This is a genomic window from Ensifer sp. Root1252, from assembly GCF_001425885.1.
Lineage (GTDB): Bacteria > Pseudomonadota > Alphaproteobacteria > Rhizobiales > Rhizobiaceae > Ensifer > Ensifer canadensis.
This window is the reverse complement of record NZ_LMDT01000045.1, coordinates 1-20,154: the sequence shown is the minus strand read 5'-3', so window position 1 is coordinate 20,154 and position 20,154 is coordinate 1. Positions and strand designations below refer to the sequence as shown.

General features: G+C 62.5%; 18 protein-coding genes and 3 pseudogenes. 7 read left to right on the top strand and 14 right to left on the bottom strand.

Annotated elements, in window-relative coordinates; all coding sequences use genetic code 11:
• The first annotated feature begins 32 nt into the window (after positions 1-32).
• Positions 33-1,139 (top strand): histidinol-phosphate transaminase, encoded by a 1,107-nt coding sequence (gene hisC, locus ASD02_RS30490; RefSeq protein ID WP_057221557.1) that lies wholly within the window; start codon positions 33-35, stop codon positions 1,137-1,139.
• Positions 1,136-2,062, top strand: coding sequence for a prephenate/arogenate dehydrogenase family protein (locus ASD02_RS30485; protein WP_025424646.1), 927 nt, complete (start codon positions 1,136-1,138; stop codon positions 2,060-2,062). Before hisC ends, ASD02_RS30485 begins: the two co-directional genes overlap by 4 nt.
• 100 nt (positions 2,063-2,162) lie before the next feature.
• On the opposite strand, the gene ASD02_RS30480 is transcribed toward ASD02_RS30485, so the two are convergent.
• Positions 2,163-3,176: a DUF2125 domain-containing protein gene (locus ASD02_RS30480; RefSeq protein ID WP_025424645.1), complete on the bottom strand. Its 1,014-nt coding sequence runs from the start codon at positions 3,174-3,176 to the stop codon at positions 2,163-2,165.
• A 193-nt stretch (positions 3,177-3,369) separates the two neighbouring features.
• Between ASD02_RS30480 and ASD02_RS30475 the strand changes: the two genes are divergently transcribed.
• On the top strand, positions 3,370-3,900 hold the full coding sequence (locus ASD02_RS30475; protein WP_057221556.1) for a gamma-glutamylcyclotransferase: 531 nt from the start codon (positions 3,370-3,372) through the stop codon (positions 3,898-3,900).
• 20 nt (positions 3,901-3,920) lie between these two features.
• Here the strand turns inward: ASD02_RS30475 and ASD02_RS30470 are convergent, their stop codons facing one another.
• The 4 genes from ASD02_RS30470 to ftsE form a co-directional block, all read right to left on the bottom strand.
• Positions 3,921-4,712: a 1-acyl-sn-glycerol-3-phosphate acyltransferase gene (locus tag ASD02_RS30470; RefSeq protein WP_057206564.1), complete on the bottom strand. Its 792-nt coding sequence runs from the start codon at positions 4,710-4,712 to the stop codon at positions 3,921-3,923.
• A 123-nt stretch (positions 4,713-4,835) separates the two neighbouring features.
• Positions 4,836-5,534 carry a YdcF family protein gene (locus ASD02_RS30465; RefSeq protein WP_025424643.1) on the bottom strand — a complete coding sequence of 233 codons (699 nt, stop codon included), beginning with the start codon at positions 5,532-5,534 and terminating at the stop codon, positions 4,836-4,838.
• Positions 5,535-5,630: 96 nt separating this feature from the next.
• Positions 5,631-6,659 carry an ABC transporter permease gene (locus tag ASD02_RS30460; protein ID WP_025424642.1) on the bottom strand — a complete coding sequence of 343 codons (1,029 nt, stop codon included), beginning with the start codon at positions 6,657-6,659 and terminating at the stop codon, positions 5,631-5,633.
• Positions 6,652-7,311: a cell division ATP-binding protein FtsE gene (gene ftsE, locus ASD02_RS30455; protein ID WP_063934108.1), complete on the bottom strand. Its 660-nt coding sequence runs from the start codon at positions 7,309-7,311 to the stop codon at positions 6,652-6,654. Before ftsE ends, ASD02_RS30460 begins: the two co-directional genes overlap by 8 nt.
• Positions 7,312-7,568: 257 nt before the next feature.
• Between ftsE and ASD02_RS30450 the strand changes: the two genes are divergently transcribed.
• The 3 genes from ASD02_RS30450 to ASD02_RS30440 all read left to right on the top strand — a co-directional run bounded on the left by ASD02_RS30450 (position 7,569) and on the right by ASD02_RS30440 (position 9,541).
• Positions 7,569-8,273 carry a hypothetical protein gene (locus tag ASD02_RS30450; protein ID WP_225906529.1) on the top strand — a complete coding sequence of 235 codons (705 nt, stop codon included), beginning with the start codon at positions 7,569-7,571 and terminating at the stop codon, positions 8,271-8,273.
• A gap of 63 nt (positions 8,274-8,336) precedes the next feature.
• Positions 8,337-8,882, top strand: a complete 546-nt coding sequence (gene hpt / locus ASD02_RS30445; protein WP_025424639.1) for a hypoxanthine phosphoribosyltransferase — start codon at positions 8,337-8,339, stop codon at positions 8,880-8,882.
• Between the two features lie 299 nt (positions 8,883-9,181).
• A complete protein-coding gene (locus tag ASD02_RS30440) occupies positions 9,182-9,541 on the top strand; it encodes a response regulator (protein ID WP_025424638.1) in 360 nt (119 codons plus the stop codon).
• A 126-nt stretch (positions 9,542-9,667) separates the two neighbouring features.
• Here ASD02_RS30440 and ASD02_RS30435 read toward each other — a convergent pair whose 3' ends face one another.
• The 4 genes from ASD02_RS30435 to argH form a co-directional block, all read right to left on the bottom strand.
• Positions 9,668-12,286 (bottom strand): TIGR02302 family protein, encoded by a 2,619-nt coding sequence (locus ASD02_RS30435; RefSeq protein ID WP_057206562.1) that lies wholly within the window; start codon positions 12,284-12,286, stop codon positions 9,668-9,670.
• A gap of 154 nt (positions 12,287-12,440) precedes the next feature.
• Positions 12,441-13,709, bottom strand: coding sequence for a diaminopimelate decarboxylase (gene lysA / locus ASD02_RS30430; RefSeq protein ID WP_025424636.1), 1,269 nt, complete (start codon positions 13,707-13,709; stop codon positions 12,441-12,443).
• A 15-nt stretch (positions 13,710-13,724) separates the two neighbouring features.
• On the bottom strand, positions 13,725-13,919 hold the full coding sequence (locus tag ASD02_RS30425) for a lipoprotein (RefSeq protein ID WP_038575652.1): 195 nt from the start codon (positions 13,917-13,919) through the stop codon (positions 13,725-13,727).
• A 150-nt stretch (positions 13,920-14,069) separates the two neighbouring features.
• Positions 14,070-15,473 (bottom strand): argininosuccinate lyase, encoded by a 1,404-nt coding sequence (gene argH, locus ASD02_RS30420; protein WP_025424634.1) that lies wholly within the window; start codon positions 15,471-15,473, stop codon positions 14,070-14,072.
• A gap of 26 nt (positions 15,474-15,499) precedes the next feature.
• Between argH and ASD02_RS30415 the strand changes: the two genes are divergently transcribed.
• On the top strand, positions 15,500-16,159 hold the full coding sequence (locus ASD02_RS30415; protein ID WP_025424633.1) for a TlpA disulfide reductase family protein: 660 nt from the start codon (positions 15,500-15,502) through the stop codon (positions 16,157-16,159).
• A gap of 3 nt (positions 16,160-16,162) precedes the next feature.
• Here ASD02_RS30415 and ASD02_RS30410 read toward each other — a convergent pair whose 3' ends face one another.
• The 5 genes and pseudogenes from ASD02_RS30410 to ASD02_RS37660 form a co-directional block, all read right to left on the bottom strand.
• The gene (locus ASD02_RS30410; protein ID WP_162255931.1) at positions 16,163-17,461 is read right to left on the bottom strand and encodes a sulfatase-like hydrolase/transferase; all 1,299 of its coding nucleotides are present in this window, start codon (positions 17,459-17,461) and stop codon (positions 16,163-16,165) included.
• A 226-nt stretch (positions 17,462-17,687) separates the two neighbouring features.
• On the bottom strand, positions 17,688-18,560 hold the full coding sequence (locus tag ASD02_RS30405) for a 3-hydroxybutyryl-CoA dehydrogenase (protein ID WP_038576434.1): 873 nt from the start codon (positions 18,558-18,560) through the stop codon (positions 17,688-17,690).
• Between the two features lie 157 nt (positions 18,561-18,717).
• Positions 18,718-19,496 (bottom strand): annotated as a pseudogene (locus ASD02_RS38735) (electron transfer flavoprotein subunit alpha/FixB family protein); the annotation flags it as partial.
• Position 19,497: 1 nt separating this feature from the next.
• Positions 19,498-19,929 (bottom strand): annotated as a pseudogene (locus tag ASD02_RS38730) (electron transfer flavoprotein subunit alpha/FixB family protein); the annotation flags it as partial.
• A gap of 117 nt (positions 19,930-20,046) precedes the next feature.
• Positions 20,047-20,154, bottom strand: a pseudogene (locus ASD02_RS37660) (electron transfer flavoprotein subunit beta/FixA family protein); the annotation flags it as partial.

Sequence of the window (20,154 nt, the reverse complement as noted above, 5' to 3'; positions counted from 1 at the left end):
TGGCCTCATTTCCTGCCTTGAAAGCTGATCCGATGAGCCTTGACTCGAAGAGCCCGCAGCCGCGTCCCGGCATTCTGGACATTGCCGCCTATGTGCCCGGCAAGGAGCATGCCCCCGGTGTCGCCAAGGTCCACAAGCTCTCGTCCAACGAGACGCCACTCGGCGCCAGCCCCAGGGCGATCGAGGCCTTCCAGGCCGCGGCCTTCAACCTGGAGCGCTACCCCGACGGCCAGGCCCAGGCGCTGCGCGCGGCGATCGGTGCTGTGCACGGGCTCAACCCGGCAAACATCCTGTGCGGCAACGGCTCGGACGAACTGCTCGGTCTCCTGTGCCACACCTATCTGGCGCCCGGCGACGAAGGCATCATCACGGAGCACGGGTTCGTGGTCTACAAGATCCAGATCATGGCCGCCGGCGGTACGCCGGTCATGGTCAAGGAGCGCAACGCGACCGTCGACGTCGATGCCATTCTCGCGGCGGTCACCGAGCGCACGAAGATCGTCTTCATCGCCAATCCGGCGAACCCGACTGGAACCTATATTCCCGTCGACGAAGTTCGCCGTCTGCATGCGGGCCTGCCCGAGGGCGTGCTTCTGGTGCTCGATGCCGCCTATGCCGAATATGTTCGGCGCAACGATTATGCGGCCGGGCTCGAACTGGTGTCGGCCAACCGCAACGTCGTCATGACCCGGACGTTCTCCAAGATCTACGGTCTTGCCGGTCTGCGTATCGGCTGGATGTACGCTCCGCCGCAAGTGATCGACGCGGTCGATCGCGTGCGCGGGCCGTTCAACCTCAGTGCGGCGGCGATTGCAGCCGGTGCCGCGGCCGTGCGCGATCAGGCCTTCGTCGCTGAGGCGGTCGACCATAACCTCGTCTGGCTGGAGCGTGTCAGCCGCGCGGTGGAATCGATCGGTCTCACGATCACGCCATCGGTTACCAACTTCGTGCTCATCCATTTCCCGGACGAGGACGGCATGCGTGCGAACGACGCGGATACGTTCCTCACTCATCGCGGCTACATCCTGCGTGCGATTGCGGCCTACGGCTTTCCCAATGCCCTGCGCATGACCATCGGCTCGCAGGAAGCCAATGAGGGCGTGATCGCGGCACTGACAGAATTCATGGGACGGAAATGATGACACAGCAGTTTGAAACGATCGCACTTATCGGCATCGGCCTCATCGGCTCATCGATCGCCCGGGAAATCCGAGACAAGCAGCTCGCCCAAACCCTGGTGATCTCGACCCGCAGCGAAGCGACGCTTTCGCGCGCCGAGGAGCTTGGCCTTGGCGATCGCTATACGCTGTCGGCTGCCGATGCGGTGCGCGGTGCCGATCTCGTCATCGTGTCGGTGCCTGTCGGTGCGTCCGGTGCGGTGGCCGCGGAAATCGCCGCCCACCTGAAGCCTGGCGCGATCGTCACCGATGTCGGCTCGACCAAGGGCTCGGTCATCGCCCAGATGGCGCCGCATCTGCCCGCCACGGTTCATTTCGTGCCAGGGCATCCGATCGCCGGTACCGAGCATTCCGGTCCGGACGCCGGCTTCGTCGGCCTCTTCCGCGGTCGCTGGTGCATCCTGACGCCGCCGGACGGCCAGGACGAGGAAGCGATCGCGCGGCTGCGGCTGTTCTGGGAAACGCTTGGTTCTATGGTCGAGCAAATGGATGCCGAGCATCACGACAAGGTGCTGGCGATCGTCTCGCACCTACCGCACATCATCGCCTACAACATCGTCGGCACGGCGGACGATCTGGAAGCGGTGACCGAATCCGAAGTCATCAAATATTCCGCGTCCGGTTTCCGCGACTTCACCCGCCTGGCCGCGTCCGACCCAACCATGTGGCGCGACGTCTGCCTGCACAACAAGGACGCGATCCTCGAAATGCTGTCGCGGTTTTCCGAGGACCTCGCCTATCTGCAGCGGGCAATCCGCTGGGGCGACGGCGACAAGCTGTTCGATCTCTTCACCCGCACCCGCGCGATCCGGCGGTCGATCATCCAGGCAGGTCAGGACACGGCCATGCCGGACTTCGGCCGTCACGCGATGGATCAGAAGTAGCCGATAAACGAAAGAGCCCGGGGCGTGGATCATCCACGCCCCGGGCTCTTTGTATTCTCGCGAAGGCCGCCAGAGCGAGCGGCTTTTCGCTGCACCGGGATCAGAGCGTCGGCAGCACGCCGATCGGGATGAAGGCGAGGAAGGCGGTGCCGTCGCGCACGTTGAGCTTGACTGTCGCCTCGTTCTTGCCGTTGGCCAGCGCCTTCAGCATGTTGGCCGTGTTGTTGACCAGGTTCGCATCGTCGGGGATCAGCGTGACCAGGTTTGTGCGCCAGGCGTCGATATTGGTCATCGTCAGCGAAAACTCGCCGGAGATCAGCCCCTGGTCGTTGACCGAGAAGGGGCCCGACAGCTTGGCGTTCATGCCCGAGCCAAGGTCGACTGTCATCTGGCGCAGTTCGCCCTTGCTCCCGCGCAGCATCGCCGGCGTCGGGATGCCGGAGCCCATCCAGCTCGCCTTGTCGACAAAGGTGAGGTCGGCGGCAAGATTGGCGGGTGGCGCGAAGCTTGCGCCGTTCTCAGGACGAAGATCGAGCTTGTCGACGCTCAAGGCCGCATCGAGATCGTTGCCGTTCTGACGCAGGTGCATTTCGCCGTGGCTGGCGCCGAAGCCGAAGCTGTCGCCGGTCAGCGGCAGGCGCACGGTGCCGGTCAGGTTGTCATAGGTCAGCGAACTGCGGTCGAGCCCGGAAAGGGTCGCCCTGACGCTTGCATGCAGCAGCGTCCAGTCGGCCGAGACATTGAGGTCGGGCGAAACGCGCAGTTCGGCCGGACCATCGAGCTCGATGATCGCATGGCTGGGCTGGTAGACTTGTGCCGCGGTCCGAAGCGCGCCGAAGGAGGCGGAGGCACCGCGGCGGGTGTCGTCGAGATTGACCTTGTCGCAGAACAGGCCGATGCGGAACGGGAAGCCGCGCACGTCCATGTTCGTGCACTCGCCGCCGAGCCCGTTTGCCCGGCCGTCCGCGAGCTGGGTCGTCAGGCGCTTCTCGACCTGGTCGGCGACGGCATACCAGCCGGCCGAATAGGCGGCACAGACGATCACTATGCCGGCGATAAGCCAGCGAAACTTCCGGCTGACCGGCGAGGGATTGGCGACTGCGGTTGCGGTCATGGTAACGCGTACTCCACCAAACTCAGATCGCGGCCGCCTTTCGGGTGGCGCCGCCGATCCTGCTTATTATCTTTCATTCTATGCACGGGAACGACTTGTCTCTTCCGTGCCGAGATGCTGTGCCGTAGAAAAACCGACATGGCTGGCCACCGATGAGCCGACGATTCGGCGATGAGCAGACAGCGCGGATTGAATGACAGTGGATATGGACGAATTTTGGGTCTTTGGCTACGGGTCGCTGATGTGGAACCCGGGCTTCCGGTTCGAGGAAAGATCGACGGCGCGGGCATTTGGCTATCGTCGGTCGCTTTGCGTGCGCTCTTGGGTGCATCGCGGTACTCAGCAGCGGCCGGGCCTGGTGCTCGGGCTCGACTATGGCGGCTCGTGCATCGGCGCGGCTTTTCGCATCGACAACGGCGAGAGGGCGGCGGTGATCGACTATTTGCGGGAACGCGAGCTTGTCACGCATGTCTACAAGGAAAAGACGATGCCGGTGCAGCTTGCCGACGGGCGGCGGGTTCCGGCGCTGACCTATGTGGTCGACCGCGCCCATGTGCAGTATGCCGGAGCGCTGAGCGCTCCGGAGGCTGCGACGATCGTCGCCGTCTCGTCGGGAAAGTCGGGTCCGAACAGCGAATACGTGTTCAACACGCTTGCCCACCTCAAGGAGATGGGCATTCGCGACCATTGGCTGGAAGAGGTCGTGGCGACCCTTAACGCATAATGTCCGGGATCAGGCTCGGTTTAGCCGCGGCCCATCGCCTTCAGTTCGGCAAGGCGCTGCTTTGCCGTCGGCGGCAGCGGCAGATGCGGGTTGTTTCTGACCGTCTCGATCAGAAGCTCGTCGCTTGCCGTCTCGGTCACCTCGATCAGCCTGGCGAGGAACTCGTCCGGATCGAGGCCCGCCTCGATCGGCGGCAGCACGCGAACCTTGAAATGGCCGGGGAAACGCAGAAACTTGCGGCGCGGCCAGAACAGGCCTGGATGCATGGCGACGGGCACAACAGGCACGTTGAGGTCACGGTAAAGTCGGGCGATGCCATATTTATAGTGCGGCGGTGCGCCGGGCGGCCTGCGGGTGCCTTCGGGATAGATGATCAGTTCTCGGCCGGACGCCATTTCCTGCTTGGTCCGATCCATGACTTCGGTCATGGCCCGGCCACGCGCGGCACGGTTCACCGGCACCATGCGCTGCTTGCGGACGTACCAGCCGAAGAGCGGGATCCAGGTCAGTTCGCGCTTGAGAATGAAGAAGGGATCGTTGAGCCAGGGCAGGAGCGCATAGACATCCCAGAACGACTGGTGCTTGGGCGCGAAGATGTAGCCGCTCTTGGGGATGTTCTCCAAGCCCTCGATCTCGAAGGTCGTGCCGACAATCTTTTTGAACAGCCAATGATTGCTGCGCGCCCAGTTCTTCGGAACGAACCAGGCCTTCTTCCGCGACACCAGAAAATAGGCCGGCGTGAAGACAATCATCTGCAGGATCAGATTGACGTAGAAGACCAGATTGAAAAGGACCGAACGCAGGACGATCATCAGCAGGCTCTCGAGGCGAGTTCAGGGATATCCAGCCCGTGGGCCGATGGATCGCTGCGTACACGAATAAACGCCGAAGGAAAACCGCCCGTCGTCACTTTGCTGATTAAGGGGTGGCAGCGATTATTCTTCGGCCGGTGTCGCACGCGAGGGAACGGTGCGCAATCCGCTCGCCGGGCGGGCACCGGCCATATCGCGCACGGAGGCGACGGAATACTTGCCGAACTCCAGCAGGATCGATTTCAGCACCATCGGATTGCGCAGCCAGTTCGTCGTCTTGAGGTCGGAGTTGACGACAGGATAGGCGATGAATTCGGTCTCCGGGCGGGCGCGACGCAACTCGAGCAGGCTTCGCGGCATATGGTAGTTGTTGGTCACAACAAGTACGCGCTTGTAGCCGTGATCGCTGATCCATTGGCTCGCCTCGGTCGCATTGCCGATCGTGTCGATCGCCTCGTGGCCGATGTCGACGCAGCATTTGAAGAGATCGGCCGAGCTTTGGGTGTTGCGCCGGATCTGGCTGCCGGTGGTCGCCGGGTGGACGCCCGAAATCAGCAGCCTTTTGCCGGCCCCGGATTTCAAGAGGTCGACCGCCTGATCGATGCGCTGGAAGCCGCCGGTCAAGACGACGATCGCTTCCGCCTTCGGGTCTTCCGGCGGTTGCATGGACGCGACGGTATCGGCGAAATTGAGGAAGGCCGCGACCACGATCGCGAACGGCACAAGCAGAATGAAAAAGGTCCGGCGGAGAATTTTGCGCAAGGGACTACGGGGTCGGCGTTCCTGCTCGGCCCCGCCTTGCCATTTGCCTCCTCCGGCCATCCCGCTCCCGCGAAGTCCTTGCGCCATCATGATTCTCTTCAGATAGCGCCAGATTGCGGCAAGGAATGGATCGAATAAAGGTGAAACATCTGGGCGTCAGCTTTGGTAGGTATCCGTACGTCCGGGATCAGAGCGGATCAGGTCGATCTCGTAGATCGTGCGCGTTACCGTGAGCCGAGCCGTCAGCGTCGTCAACACCGCAATGACGATCATGATGGCAAGAATACCGAGATAGCCACTGTAACCGATGGTGAACGTGCCGAAGAGGGCGGTGGCCTGGTCCGTTTCCGGCGTCGCCAATGTGCGCGATTGCCAGTAGCCAGCAAGCGCGAAGAACAGCGCCGCCAGCAGCCCGCCGGCGCCGGCCCCCTTGAGGCTTATTCTGAGGAAATGCTTCTGGAACTCCGATGCCACGAATCCTGCCTCGGCGCCGACGAAATGCAGCACTTCGACGATATGGCGGTTTCCGGACAGTGCGCCGCGCGTGGCGAAGATGACGGTCAGCACCATGGTCGAGAAAACGAGGATCAGCACGCCGGTCCCGATCATTGCCGTGGTGTTTGCCATCGCCACCAGGCGGTCGACCCAGGTACGGTGATCGTCGAGGAAGGCCTGCGGGATGATCTCGGTCAGCGCCTTGCGCATGGCTGCGAAATCGGGCGGATTGTTTTCATCGATGGTGATGATGACGAGGCGGGGAACGGGCAATTCGTCGAGATCGAGGCCTTCGCCGAGCCAGGGCTCAAGCAGGCGGGCCGTTGCTGCGCGGTCGACGATGTTGCCACCTGTCGCTCCGCTGAAGGTCAGGGCCAGATCTCGCGCATCGGCAAGCGCCTTTTCCATATCGAGACCGTCGTCCGGTTTGATCTGGATGGTGATCTCGCGGGAAATCTGGCTCTGCCAGCTTTGGGCCGTGGCGCGCACCATGCTGACACCGCCGAGCGTGAGGCAGGCGAGGAACGACATGATCGCGATCACGCACATCAGCGCGTGACCGGACACGTTCGTCGACGGCACGATCGGCCCCATCGGGCGCACGCGCATCTCCGTGCGGCGCGGCTGCTGCTGCGGTTCCGGTTGCTGCTCCGGCACCTCATGGGTGCGTTTGGTGCGGCCCTCACTCATAGATATCGAGCCGCCCTTGCGAAAGGATCATGCGCCGCGCCTCGACCTGATCCATCAGCGACAGATCGTGGGTGGCAATGACGACGGCGGTGCCGAGCCGGTTGAGTTCGAGGAAGAGGTTCAGCAAGCGGCGGGCCATCGGCGGGTCGACGTTGCCGGTCGGCTCGTCCGCAAGCAGGATTTCGGGGCGGTCAATCAGCGCGCGGGCGATTGCCGCGCGTTGCTTCTCGCCGCCGGAAAGTACGGGCGGCAGCACATTGATGCGCTCGCCAAGCCCAACCCATTTCAACAGTTCGAGCACGTCGGCGCGGTAGCTCGATTCGTCCTTGCCGCGCACGCGCAGCGGAAGCGCAACGTTCTCATAGGTGGTCAGATGATCGAGCAGGCGGAAGTCCTGGAAAACGATGCCGACGCGCCGGCGCAGCATGGGGAACTCTTCGCGCGGGATCGACGAAATGTTGCGGTCGAACATGCGGATCAGACCGCGCGTCGGCTGCAGCGAGAGGAAGAGCAGGCGCAACAGCGTCGTCTTGCCGGCGCCGGAGGGGCCGGTGAGGAATTGGAACGACCGGCGCGGAATGTCGAAGGTCAGGTCCCGGAGAATTTCCGGCCCCATGCCATAACGCAATCCGACGTTCTCAAAATGAATCAATGGGTACCCATCTCTCTCACGACCCGTGCGGTTCTGCTTGGGGACGGCTATCTGCGCATAGGACGCCAAGCGCCGAAAGGCAAAACCGCCAGCGGAATCATGGTTAAGCAGCGGTTAATTTTTCATGAAAAGACGCCGCTTTCACGGCCTCTTTCCGAAGCATTAACCATTTCGGTTTACGTGTCGGAAAGATTTGATGCAATGCCCTGATTCTTGCACCGCCAGGGATCGGCGCATTGCCCGATGGTTTCGCATGGATGGCAGGTCCGTCCGCGATCCAGGAGGAAAAGGCGATGCAGGCATTCCGCACGAAATCGGCTGGAGCCGCGGCCTATGCCGATCTGCTGCCACCGGACCGCGGTCCACGCGAAGCTGCACCCGCGCCGCGCCGCGTCGACTATGTCGACGCCGAATTCGAGACCGTTTCGGCGACGGCCCGCCGCAATCCCTATCCCGTTTTCAATGACAATCGGCGGCACACTCGACGCCACGGCCCGACATTGACGGTCGTTCGCGACGAGAAGGCCGCCCTCAGGCGCCTGTTGTCTCTCGCCGAGACTTGGTTGCGCGCCATGCCGGCACGCCGGTTCGCCGCGCTTGTCGCAGCTTTCGCCCTTGCGGCGTTTGCGGCTATCATCGTCCTTTCGACCGGTGACGGGGTCGAAAGCGAGCCATTGGCGATCACCGACGTCACTGCGTCGCTCGATTATTCCGGCGGCATGCGGGTACTTTCGGTCTACGGCTCCATCGACAATTCCTCTTCCGCCCTGCAGCGACTGCCGTTGGTCGTGGTGGATGTGGTCAGCAATGGCCGCAAGGTTACGGCGACGCGATTGATGCCGGAGGGTGCCGCCATCGCACCCGGCGAGAGCCGCCGCTTCGTGACCAGGCTCCCATATGCAGGTGGAAAAATGCCCGAGGTGAAGGTTTCCTTCGCCGAAAACGGTGTCTCCGTGCGCTGATTGTGCTAAGCGGGCGCAAAAGGGAAGGCGTTTGTCTTCCGGATGAAACGCTGGAGAAACCGCATGCCCGTCGTTCGCGGAAAGAATATCGAGCCCCTTTATACGGCAGAGACGATCGCCGCACGCAACACCGAGCTTGCCGACATGATCGTCGAGGGTCCGCACAAGGACCTTCTGGTGATCGCGGTGCTCAAGGGCTCGTTCATCTTTGCCGCGGACCTGATCCGCGCCATGCACAACACCGGCCTGGCACCGGAAGTCGAGTTCATCACGCTGTCGAGCTACGGGCTCGGCACGGTCTCCCAGGGCGTAAAGATCATCAAGGACATCGATAGCGACGTGCATGGCCGCGACGTGCTCCTGATCGACGATATCCTGGAATCCGGGCGCACCCTGCGTTTTGCGAAGGAACTGATGTACGAGCGCGGCGCGCGCAACGTCACCATTGCGGTGCTGCTCGACAAGCGCGTCAAGCGCAAGGTCGAGCTCGAGGCCGACTATGTTGGCTTCGAATGCCCTGATCATTTCGTCGTCGGCTACGGCATGGACGTGGCTTACGCGTTCCGAGAACTGCCCTTCGTTGGCGTCGTCACCGGCGACGCCGAGTAGAGACGAGAATGTGCAGCGCTGCGGCGTTTGAGATCGCGGCGCTGTAATGACCTCCAGGCCGCGTTCAGCGCTCGAAGCAGGGCCGCTGTAAAACGCGCATTCCGAAATCCAGCCGCCCGGCGTTTACCGAACACAAAGAAAAAGCTGGTTGTTTGGGGTCGTGTCGCGTTTCGCCCCCTGGGATGCCACGTGCCGCTGCGGACTGCCTCACGATTCTTGTGAGTGTTGCCGTATCCATTGGAATGGGCCGGCCTCTTCGCGAGAGAGCCGTGCCGTTGCAGCGAACGCGGGAGGCCATGATGGCGAAGATCCTGATTACCGAGGACGAGGATGCATTGCGCTCCTTCGTCGCCCGGGCCTTGAGGCTCGATGGACATGAGACCGTGGAGGCTGGAGACGGCGCAGATGGGCTTGCCTGCCTGCAGACCGAGAATTTCGATCTGCTGCTGTCAGATATCCGCATGCCCGTCATGGACGGCATCGAATTGACGCATCAGGCGTCCGCAGCCTTTCCGGCGATGAAGATCCTGCTGATGACCGGTTACGCCGAACAGCGCGAGCGGGCCGACGATCTCGCCGACAAGATCGTCGACGTCATCTCCAAGCCCTTTTCCCTGCCTGACATCCGCAAGGCGGTGGCCCTGGCGCTCGCTGCCTGACGGGTCCCCCTCCATCGCCCGATCGTGGGCGAGGCATTGATTGTTTGGCGATCTGACAAATTGAATACGGCCCTGGCGCGTTTCCGCTCCAGGGCCGTCGTCGTTTCCGGCTCTTTTGGCCGAGGGTCAGCGCATGTCGAGCAGGCGTTCGAGATACTGGCGCTCGGCCTCGGGCGACAGCGTGTTGCCAAGGCGGCGGCGGATTTCGTCGAGAATCTCACGCGCCCGCTGGGTGTCGATTTCATCGGGAACTTTCACCTGGTCGCCGAAGTCCGGACCGGCATTCTGCTGGCGTCGACCGAGCGGGTCGCGACCATTCTGGCCGTATTGCGGGACGCCCTGACCGGGTCCTTGTCCCTGGGCCTGCATCTGGTTCATCATGTCCTGGGCGCCGTCACGCAGCGCCTGCAGTGCGCGGCCCTGGCTGCCGACGGCCGGTTCGCCCTGGCCCTTGCCAAGGGAGCCGGAGGCGCCTTCCATTTCGCGCTTGGCGTCGCCGAACCCCTTGCCGGGCTTGATGCCAAGGCTCTCCAGACCCTTCTGCAGTTCGCCGAGTTGCTTGCCCAACGCATCCTGCTGCTGCTTCAGCTGCTTCAGCGCTTCCTTCAGTTGCTCGGCGGTCATGTCGTCGAGCGGGCTGGGCTGGCCGTTCTCGTCACCACGCTGGCCCGGATCCTGCGGCATGTCCTGACCATAAAGCTCGTTGTCCTCGCCCTGCAGCGGGTCGCCGCGCTGCATGCGGTCTCGCTGCGCCTGGTCGAGCTTGAACGTCTCGTCCATCAGCTTTTGCTGCTCCTGCATCAGCTGGCCGAGCTTGTCCATCTGCTCGCGCATGGCGTTGTTCTGTTCGCCCATCTGTTGCTGGCCGCGGTTGGCCTGCAGGTTGTTCATCAGACGCTGAAGCTCCGACAGCATCTGACGGGCCTGGTCGCGCGCACCCGATCGCGCCAGGTTCTCGATCTGGTTCATCATCCTGTCCAGATCCTGTTGGCGCAGAACATTGTTCTGATCCGGATTGGCGGCCATGCGCGGGTTTTTCGCGGCCTCCTTGGCCAGCGCCTGCATATATTCCTGCATGGCCTCGCGCAGTTCCTTCATCAGCTTGGCGATTTCCTCGTCGGGCGCATTGCGATCAAGCGCATCCGACAACGCCTGTTGCGCATCGCGCAGACGTCGGTCGGCGAGCGACAGATCGCCATCCTCGATGCCTAGCGCGATTTCCCAGAGATGCTTGGCGGCGTCGCGCAGCATGTCGTCGTTGCGCGCCAGCGCCATGCGCGAACGTGCCGATTTCAGGAGCAGGAAATGGGTGAGGTTGGGGATCGTTTCCTCGGCGAAGCTGGCGATCGCGTCATTGAGGTCGATCGCCCGCGGCAGGTCGTTGGCGTTGAGTGCAAAGACCTGTCGCTGTTCGGCAACGGCGCCCGCCAGCGGATTGAAGAATTGCCGCGCCGGAAGGATCATGTCCTGCGGCACGCTTCTCCCCTCCTGACCGGCGGCATCGCGGGCAACGAGGGTGACGCGAACGCGCTTGCCGGCCAGCGGATGTTCGCTGAGGTTGCGGCTGGTCGTGCCCTTGGCCTCGCGGGCGTTGCGGCGCGGCAGGTCGAGACGATACTCGGGAAGCGGATAGAGCGGCCGTGCGTCCTTCGCCTGTTCGTCCAAAGGCTTGATCTCAGCCCAGGCCTGAGCGATGCCGTAGTCGTCGCTCGCCAGGAAGGCGATGTCGAGCGAGGCATTTGGGGTGGGCTTTGGCAGGCCGTCAAAGGCGATCTGAGGCACGCTGTCGGGGGTGATCTTGAACGTCCACTTCTGGCCACCGACGGAGAGTTCGCCGTCCTTTACGATCTTGTAGAGGTGATTGCGCACGGCATTGTCGGGCGCCTTCTGGGCGGCCGGTTCCGCTGACGCAGTCTTTTCGTCCGGCTTTTCCCCGGCGGTCGGGATGACGATCGCGTCGGCCGATCCGTGTTCCGAATAGCGGACGGCTTCTTCCGTGCCGGCGCCAGTGACGCGCACGGTCAGATCGCTGAACTGCGGAATGGTAATCGCCGCCGTTTCGTCAGATGGGGACGCGACGCCCTGGCGGCCCGTGAGGAAGACGGGCGCACGCCCGGTATAGGCGGGCGGTGTCACCCAGGCATCGACCCGGATGTCGGCGACTTCGCTTGCTGGCTGCGGCAGGTGGAAGGCGTCCGAGAGAAGCCCCGCCCGGTTGGAATAGGAATAGGCGAAAGCGACGCAGGCGATCAGAACCGGCAGCGCCCGCAGCGCGAAAGGGTCGTGGCGGGCAATGTCGGGACGCGGCAGGCCCGTGTCGAGGGCACGGATCATCCCCGCCATGCGCGTCTGATGTTCGCGCCACAGCGCCTCGCCGAAGGCGCCGCCGGTTGCCGGAATGTCGTCCTGAACACGGATCGCCTGGTGGGGAAGGGCGTTGCGCTCTTCCAGCATCCGATCGGCATCGACGTTCCCAGGTAATCTCAACCGGGTCAGCGGAACGAGGGAGGCGATGAAGGCGACGAGAAAGCCCAGAAGCAGGGCGGCATGCAGCCAAAGCGGAGCAATGCGGAAGAGGCCGAGCCAGGCGGCCGACAGAAACAGGAGCACGATCGAAGCGGGAACGAGGGCGCGCGGCAAAACCTGCTCGGCGATCAACACCCCCCGCGCGACAAACCTTTTCAGCGCCAGCGTTCTGGCAAACGACTTCGGTTGTGGCGTTTCATCCTGCCGGAATTGCGTCATCCGCCCAAGTTCCCTTTCGGTCGCTCATGACCGCTCGTGACCGACCTATTGAATGATCAGGATAACATCGTTTGTGGCGAAGACGAGGGCGACAACAAAATCGTGATCGCCCGCGCGGGCGATCCACAGATCATCGTCCGATCCGAAAGACTGCTCAGTCGAGCCAGTCCGGAACCGAATCAAGCCCGATCAGGTCATCGTAGCTTTGGCGCGGCCGGATCACGTGGAAGCGATCGCCCTTGACCAGCACTTCCGGGATCAGCAGCCGGCTGTTGTAGGTGCTCGCCTGGACAGCGCCATAGGCGCCGGCAGAACTGATGGCGAAGAGATCGCCCGGCTTCGGCATGGCCATTTCGCGGTCAAGCGCCAGATAGTCGCCGGTCTCGCACACCGGGCCGACGACGTCGGCCTTGATGCGGGGCGCATTGGCGGCTGAAATGCGAACCGGCCTGATCTCGTGATAGGCCTCGTAGAGCGTCGGGCGGATCAGGTCGTTCATGGCGCCGTCGACAATGACGAAGGTCTTGTCGCCGCCATCCTTGACGTAGATGACCTCGGTCACGAGGATGCCGGCGTTGCCGACGATCAGCCGGCCCGGCTCGGTGACGATCTTGCAGCCGAGCGACTGCAGCTGGCTCTTGACGATTTCGGCATAGGCATCGGGCAGCGGCGGCGGATTGTTGTCTTCCTTGTAGGGAATGCCGAGACCGCCGCCGATATCGACGTGATCGATCGCGTGGCCGTCGCTGCGTAGCGTGTCGACCAGTTCGCGCAGCAGCTTGAAAGCGTCGTCGAAGGGCTGCAGCTCGGTGATCTGGCTGCCGATATGCATATCGATGCCGGTGACCTGGATGCCGGGCAGTGTCGCGGCATGGGCGTAGACGGCGCGGGCACGCTCCCACGAAATGCCGAACTTGTTTTCCTTCTTGCCGGTCGAGATCTTCGAGTGGGTGCGCGCGTCGACATCCGGGTTGATGCGGAAGGAGACGTGAGCACGCTTGCCGGCGCGAACGGCGCGCTGGTTCAGGACCTCGAGTTCCGGTTCGGACTCGACGTTGAAGCAGTAGATGCCGGCCTCGAGCGCCAGGTCCATTTCCTGCGGGGTCTTGCCGACGCCGGAGAACATGATGCGGCTTGCCGGAATGCCGGCGGCCAGCGCGCGGCGCAACTCACCGCCCGACACCACATCGACGCCGGCGCCAAGGCGCGCAAGCGTCTTCAGCACGGCCTGGTTCGAATTGGCCTTCATGGCGTAGCAGACCATCGCATCGACGTCGGCAAAGGCCTTGGAGAAGACCTTGTAGTGCCGCTCGAGCGTCGCCGTCGAGTAACAGTAGAAGGGCGTTCCGACGGCGCGGGCGATGTCGGTCACCGGCACGTCTTCGGCGTAGAGAATTCCGTCGCGGTATTCGAAATGGTTCACGGGGCGTGGCTCGGCTTAGAGGAGGGGATCGAGCAGGAAAGGGCGGTCGTCAGCCTGTTCTTTCTTTTCGACAGTTCCGGCAGGGGCCAGGGTGTTGATCGGCGCCGTCGAGCCGGGTCGGTCGAGGTCGCCCTTGCGTCCACAACCGACAAGAACCAGCCCGGGGATCGCCAGAAGAAGCGCAAACCGGGCCGCCTTCGTGAATGTCATCGTGATTTTCCTTCGCGGGGACTGATGCTGGTGCGATGTCTTATCGATTTTTCCGGCGCTTGTGCACCCTGATTCTGCGACGGGATTCAGCCCCTTGCGCTCAGGCACGTCGTTGCCCCGAAACCGCAACGCGGTCTCGGGGGACAAGCATCAGTTGCGCGCGCGCCACCAGGCGATCTGCTTGCGAACCTCGTTCGGTGCGGTGCCGCCGAAGGACGTGCGACTGGCGACCGAGGCCTCGACGGTCAGCACGTCGAACACCTTGGCGGTGATCGAAGGATGGATCGACTGCAGGTCTTCAAGCGAGAGGTCGGCGAGGTCGCAGGCCTTCTGTTCCGCAAGGGCGACGGCGCGGCCGGTGACATGGTGGGCGTCGCGGAAGGGCAGGCCGGCCTCGCGTACCAGCCAGTCAGCAAGGTCGGTCGCTGTCGAATAGCCGGAACCGGCAGCCGCCTTCATCCGGTCGGCCCGAATGGTCATGTCGCGCACCATGCCGGTCATCGCGGCAACGGCGAGTTCGAGGCTCTCGGCCGCGTCGAAGACCTGTTCCTTGTCTTCCTGCATGTCCTTGGAATAGGCGAGCGGCAGGCCCTTCATGACGGTCAGAAGCGCGATCAGCGAGCCGTTGATGCGGCCGGTCTTGGCGCGCACCAGCTCGGCGGCATCGGGGTTCTTCTTCTGCGGCATGATCGAGGAGCCGGTCGAAAACGCGTCGGACAGACGAATGAAGCCGAACTGCGGCGTCGACCAGATGACGATCTCTTCGGCAAGGCGCGACATGTGCGTGGCGGCGATTGCGGCAATCGACAGGAATTCGAGCGCGAAGTCGCGGTCCGAAACTGTGTCGATCGAATTGCGGGTGGGGCCGGCAAAGCCGAGTGCGCTCGCGGTCATGTGCCGATCGATCGGGAAGCCGGTGCCGGCAAGGGCGGCCGCGCCGATCGGGCTTTCATCCATGTGCTCGATGGCGTGGCGCACGCGCGAGCGGTCGCGGCCGAACATCTCGACATAGGCCATGCAGTGATGGCCGAAGGTGACGGGCTGGGCCGTCTGCAGATGGGTGAAGCCCGGCATGACGGTCTCGGCATGTTCCTCGGCGCGGTCGAGGAAGGCGGCGATCAGGCCGGTCAGCGCCTTTTCGGTCCTCTGCAGCTCTTCCTTGACCCACAGACGGAAATCGAGCGCCACCTGGTCGTTACGCGAGCGGGCCGTGTGCAGCCGGCCGGCGGCCGGGCCGATCAGGGTCGCAAGCCGGGCCTCGATGTTCATGTGGATGTCTTCGAGGCGGCGAGAGAATTCGAACTGGCCGCTTTCGATCTCTGACAGGATCGTGTTGAGACCGTGAACGATCTTGTCTTTGTCCTCGGCCGAAATGATGCCTTGATGCGCCAGCATGGTCGCATGCGCTATTGAGCCGCGGATGTCCTGAGCATAGAGCTTCTTGTCGAAGCCGATCGAGGCATTTATCTCCTCCATGATCGCGTCCGGACCCGAGGCGAAGCGACCGCCCCACATCTGGTTGGAGGTTTTTGTCTCGGAATTGCCGTCAGCCATGAAGAATGCCCGCCTTGGAGAATGAAATGCCCGACCAGAAGAAATCCCCCCCGGCCGTGAAATTGTTCGCGCTCGCCGCCTTGTTCGGCGTGATCATCGGTGCGGCTGCGGTATACGTGAAGGAGACGGGGTCTGGCAATGCCGAGCCGACCGAAACGGCAGCTGCCGTCTGCCCGTTGACGGGCGAAAAGGTCGCCTCGCTGACGCCGTTCATGAAGGGCCAGGTGGCGGCGATGTCGCCGGCCGCCTCGCCACGCCCGATCGCACTCGATTTCAACGACCCGGACGGCAAGCCGACGACGGTTGCCGCCTTTGCCGGCAAGACGATGCTTGTCAATCTCTGGGCCACCTGGTGTGGCCCCTGCCGCGAGGAAATGCCTGCCCTCAACGCGCTGCAGAAGTCCCTCGGCAGCGACAAGTTCGAGGTGGTCGCGATCAACATCGACGTCGGCGACGACGAGAAGCCGAAGGCCTTCCTCGACGAGACCGCCGTGCACGACCTGCGCTACTATCGCGATGCGTCAATGGGCGTCTTCAACAATCTGAAGAAGGAAGGCCTTGCCTTCGGCCTGCCGGCAACCTTGCTGCTCGACGACAAGGGATGCCTGATCGGCTCGATGAATGGCCCGGCGGCCTGGGACAGCGACGATGCCAAAGCGCTGATCAAAGCGGCCACGGGCGGGTAGGCGTCACTCTCCGTGGGTTGTGGTGCGGTTGTCGCGCAACAGGTGCCACTGCACCTTGTGGGGGGTGAAATGCTCTGCCGCTGCACGTTCCCACAACGGCGTGGGATGGTCACCAACGATGAAGATGTCGGTCGGCGGCAGGTTCGGGTCTGTGGCAATAGACGCGACGCCGTCAAAAACGTCAGCCCACAGCTCGGTCAGCTCGCAGACTTTCGTATTGGCAATTTCAGCTGCGTCACTGCCGCATTTGAAATTGCCTCCCTGCTTAGGCAAGGTATATGGGAATTTAGTAGGTATATGGGAATTTAGTGTCAGCCAGTATAGGAGTTTCCGCTCAGCCGGGTTTGTCGTCAGCCGGTCGCGGACGGCACTTGCAATGTCGTTGTCGCACAGACCCGTGAAAACGCTGCCGCAGCGCTGGTGAAACCTATTGCTGTCGGTCGCAAGGCCTTCAAGGAAGTGCGATTCGAGAAAACCGATTCTTGGATACCACTTGTCCCGTTCGAACATCCTCTGCGAAAAGCCGTGATAGGAGATTGTTCGATAGCCCCGATCAGCCATGGCGGCCGGAAAGCAGTCGTAGCTGGTCCGGCGAAGATAATCGGTGTGATCGCCCCATTGTCCGCAGAGTTCGCGGGATTCAGCGCCCGTAGTCGAACCCTCGAAGTTGCTGAGGCCACTTGAAAGTTCATAGCGCCCGGTATCCAGTGCTGGCTGCAGACGCCGTGAAAGAATTGCAGTGTGCTCAGGGCTGGAGAATGCGCCAAGCCCTTCCACCATTACGAACAACAAGTTGCGACCACCATTCGCTACAGCGGCGGCGTCGATACCATTGATCGAGAGTGCGCTTTCAAATGAGTCAGCAGGTTGCTTCAGGAAAGGGCGATTGATATGGCGCTCCAACATCACCACGCTGAAAGCGACGAGAGCCCCTGGCAGTAGCGATGCGCCTCGCAATACCTGTCGATTGTGATTCACGAGGCAGGCGATTGCAACGCCATTCGCGATAAAGAGGCTGATCACGACGACGTAAAATACGGAAGAGGTGAGATCCAGCGATGCCATGTAGCGCACCGACTGGATTGCAGCGCCGAGCGGCAGGTGGAACGCTACCATAACCACGAGGCCGAAATCGATGAGGGCAATGAGCGGGAATAGCAGGTAGGCCAACGTAGGTTTGGCGCGCAGCGCGAATAGGCCTCCAATCAAGTAAAGGAATGGCGAAAGCGGTCGTGCGGCCACATAGAACGGCAAGACCAGCAGCATCATCAGATTAGGCGCTAGGCCGAGGATGAGCGCCAAGCGCCACGCCCTCGCACTCCAAAGTGAGGGGAATGACCGTGCCGCCATTGAGGATATCGCTTGCGAAATCATATTCTCTCCCACGTGACTAGGAGAGGGCGTAACAGAACTGTCTTTAAGCTAAGTTACCAGTATGGCGAGCAAATTCCTTGTCGCGCAAGATGTAGGGTTGTGGATCCCGCGGAGATTGGACGTTCTTACTTGAACAGAATCCTATGTTCGAGACCTAGCGGGTCGGCACCGGCACGTCGCCGCGGTAGTCGTAGAAGCCGCGGCCGGACTTGCGGCCGAGCCAACCAGCTTCGACGTATTTTACCAGGAGCGGGCAGGGGCGGTATTTCGAGTCCGCCAAGCCGTCGTGCAGGACCTGCATGATCGACAGGCAGGTGTCGAGACCGATGAAGTCGGCGAGCTGCAGCGGACCCATCGGGTGGTTGGCGCCGAGCTTCATGGCGGTGTCGATCGCCTCGACCGTGCCGACGCCCTCATAGAGGGTGTAGATCGCCTCGTTGATCATCGGCAGCAGGATGCGGTTGACGATGAAGGCCGGGAAGTCTTCGGCGACCGTGACGGTCTTGTCGAGCGTGCCGACAAATTCCTTGGCGGCCTTGAACGTGCCTTCGTCCGTGGCGATGCCGCGCACGAGCTCGACCAGCTTCATCACCGGAACCGGGTTCATGAAGTGGATGCCCATGAACTTTTCCGGACGGTCGGTCGCAGATGCAAGGCGGGTGATCGACAGCGAAGAGGTGTTGGTCGCAAGCAGCGCTTCCGGCTTCATGATCGGGCATACCTGGCCGTAGATCTTGCGCTTGATGGTTTCGTCCTCGGTGACGGCCTCGATGACGAGGTCCACCTGCGACAGGTCGTTGATGTCGGACGAGCCCTTGATCAGCGCCAGCGCGCTCTTGCGAGCCTCGTCGGTCATCTTGCCTGATGACACCTGGCGGGCAAGGTTGCCGTTGACGGTGGCGAGGCCCGCCTCGATGCGATCAGCGGCAAGATCGTAGATCTGCACCTTGTATCCGGCCATCGCCGAAACATGCGCAATGCCGCAGCCCATTTGCCCGGCACCAATAACTCCGACCGTCTTGATCATCGCGGCGAACATCCATCTTCAAGAATTTTGGCGGCCGTGCCGCCGTCACATACGAAAATACCGGGCCGGTCTGGCCGGCCCGGTAGATTGTTAATGCCAAGTCCGCGCTTTTGCCAGCCCTTTTCCTTGAGGCTCGGGAAGTGCGGTTGGCGAATGGTTACAGCGCCTTTTCGAGCTCCGGCAGGGCTTCGAACAGGTCGGCGACGAGGCCGTAGTCGGCAACCTGGAAGATCGGCGCCTCCTCGTCCTTGTTGATGGCGACGATGACCTTCGAGTCCTTCATGCCGGCCAGATGCTGGATCGCACCGGAGATGCCGCAGGCAATGTAGAGATCTGGGGCAACCACCTTGCCGGTCTGGCCGACCTGCCAGTCGTTCGGGGCATAACCGGCGTCGACTGCCGCGCGCGATGCACCGACGGCAGCGCCGAGCTTGTCGGCAACCGGCAGGATCACTTCCTTGAATTTTTCCGACGAGCCGAGTGCACGGCCGCCCGAGATGATGATCTTGGCCGAGGTCAGCTCCGGACGATCCGACGACGACAGCGCGTCGGCAACGAAGCTCGACAGACCGGGATTGGCCGCAGCCGCGATCGTCTCGACCGAAGCTGAACCACCCTCGGCGGCCGAGGCGAACGAGGCGGTGCGCACGGTGATCACCTTTTTCGCTTCCGTCGTCTGCACCGTCTGGATGGCGTTGCCGGCATAGATCGGACGCTTGAAGGTATCGGCGGAAACCACCTCGGTGATTTCCGAAACCTGGGCGACATCGAGAAGCGCTGCAACCCGCGGCAGGACGTTCTTGCCGACCGAAGTAGCAGCAGCAAGGATGGTGTCGTAATTGCCCGACAGCGAAACGATCAGCGCCGCCAAGGGTTCGGCCAGATTGTTGGCAAGGCTTGCATCCTCGGCCACCAGCACCTTGGCAACGCCGGAAANCGTGCATGAGTTCGAAGTCGTCTGCACCGTCTGGATGGCGTTGCCGGCATAGATCGGACGCTTGAAGGTATCGGACGAGACCACCTCGGTGATTTCGGAAACCTGGGCAACATCGAGAAGCGCTGCAACCCGCGGCAGGACGTTCTTGCCGACCGAAGTGGCAGCRGCMAGGATGGTGTCGTAATTGCCCGACAGCGAAACGATCAGCGCCGCCAAGGGTTCGGCCAGATTGTTGGCAAGGCTTGCATCCTCGGCCACCAGCACCTTGGCAACGCCGGAAAGCTTGGCGGCCTGGTCGGCAGCCGCCTTGGCACCGGCACCGGCCACCAGCACATGCACGTCGCCGCCRATTTTGGCGGCCGCCGTCAGCGCCTTTGCSGTCTGGTCGGAAASGTGGCTGCCGYCGTGGTCAGCCAGAAGCAGAATAGCCATGGTTTTGTTCTCCCTTTCGGTTCGAGCTCAACGATCCCTTGGCGATCGGAGCTCAACGGTTCTGACGTGGTTCATGCGTTTGTCCGCAAACCGGTTCCCACTTTGCGGAMGCATGAACTAGAGCACGCCGGCTTCGGTCTTGAGCTTTTCGACCAGTTCGGCCACCGACTTGACCTTGATGCCGGCCTTGCGGCCTTCCGGCTCCTCGGTCTTCAGCACCTTCAG

Bases quoted from the DNA above. Each gene is read 5' to 3' on its own strand.
- hisC (WP_057221557.1), top strand. From the start codon at position 33: ATGAGCCTTGACTCGAAGAGCCCGCAGCCGCGTCCCGGCATTCTGGAC.
- ASD02_RS30485 (WP_025424646.1), top strand. From the start codon at position 1,136: ATGATGACACAGCAGTTTGAAACGATCGCACTTATCGGCATCGGCCTC.
- ASD02_RS30480 (WP_025424645.1), bottom strand. From the start codon at position 3,176: ATGACCGCAACCGCAGTCGCCAATCCCTCGCCGGTCAGCCGGAAGTTT.
- ASD02_RS30475 (WP_057221556.1), top strand. From the start codon at position 3,370: ATGACAGTGGATATGGACGAATTTTGGGTCTTTGGCTACGGGTCGCTG.
- ASD02_RS30470 (WP_057206564.1), bottom strand. From the start codon at position 4,712: ATGATCGTCCTGCGTTCGGTCCTTTTCAATCTGGTCTTCTACGTCAAT.
- ASD02_RS30465 (WP_025424643.1), bottom strand. From the start codon at position 5,534: ATGGCCGGAGGAGGCAAATGGCAAGGCGGGGCCGAGCAGGAACGCCGA.
- ASD02_RS30460 (WP_025424642.1), bottom strand. From the start codon at position 6,659: ATGAGTGAGGGCCGCACCAAACGCACCCATGAGGTGCCGGAGCAGCAA.
- ASD02_RS30450 (WP_225906529.1), top strand. From the start codon at position 7,569: ATGGCAGGTCCGTCCGCGATCCAGGAGGAAAAGGCGATGCAGGCATTC.
- hpt (WP_025424639.1), top strand. From the start codon at position 8,337: ATGCCCGTCGTTCGCGGAAAGAATATCGAGCCCCTTTATACGGCAGAG.
- ASD02_RS30440 (WP_025424638.1), top strand. From the start codon at position 9,182: ATGGCGAAGATCCTGATTACCGAGGACGAGGATGCATTGCGCTCCTTC.
- ASD02_RS30435 (WP_057206562.1), bottom strand. From the start codon at position 12,286: ATGACGCAATTCCGGCAGGATGAAACGCCACAACCGAAGTCGTTTGCC.
- ASD02_RS30425 (WP_038575652.1), bottom strand. From the start codon at position 13,919: ATGACATTCACGAAGGCGGCCCGGTTTGCGCTTCTTCTGGCGATCCCC.
- argH (WP_025424634.1), bottom strand. From the start codon at position 15,473: ATGGCTGACGGCAATTCCGAGACAAAAACCTCCAACCAGATGTGGGGC.
- ASD02_RS30415 (WP_025424633.1), top strand. From the start codon at position 15,500: ATGCCCGACCAGAAGAAATCCCCCCCGGCCGTGAAATTGTTCGCGCTC.
- ASD02_RS30405 (WP_038576434.1), bottom strand. From the start codon at position 18,560: ATGATCAAGACGGTCGGAGTTATTGGTGCCGGGCAAATGGGCTGCGGC.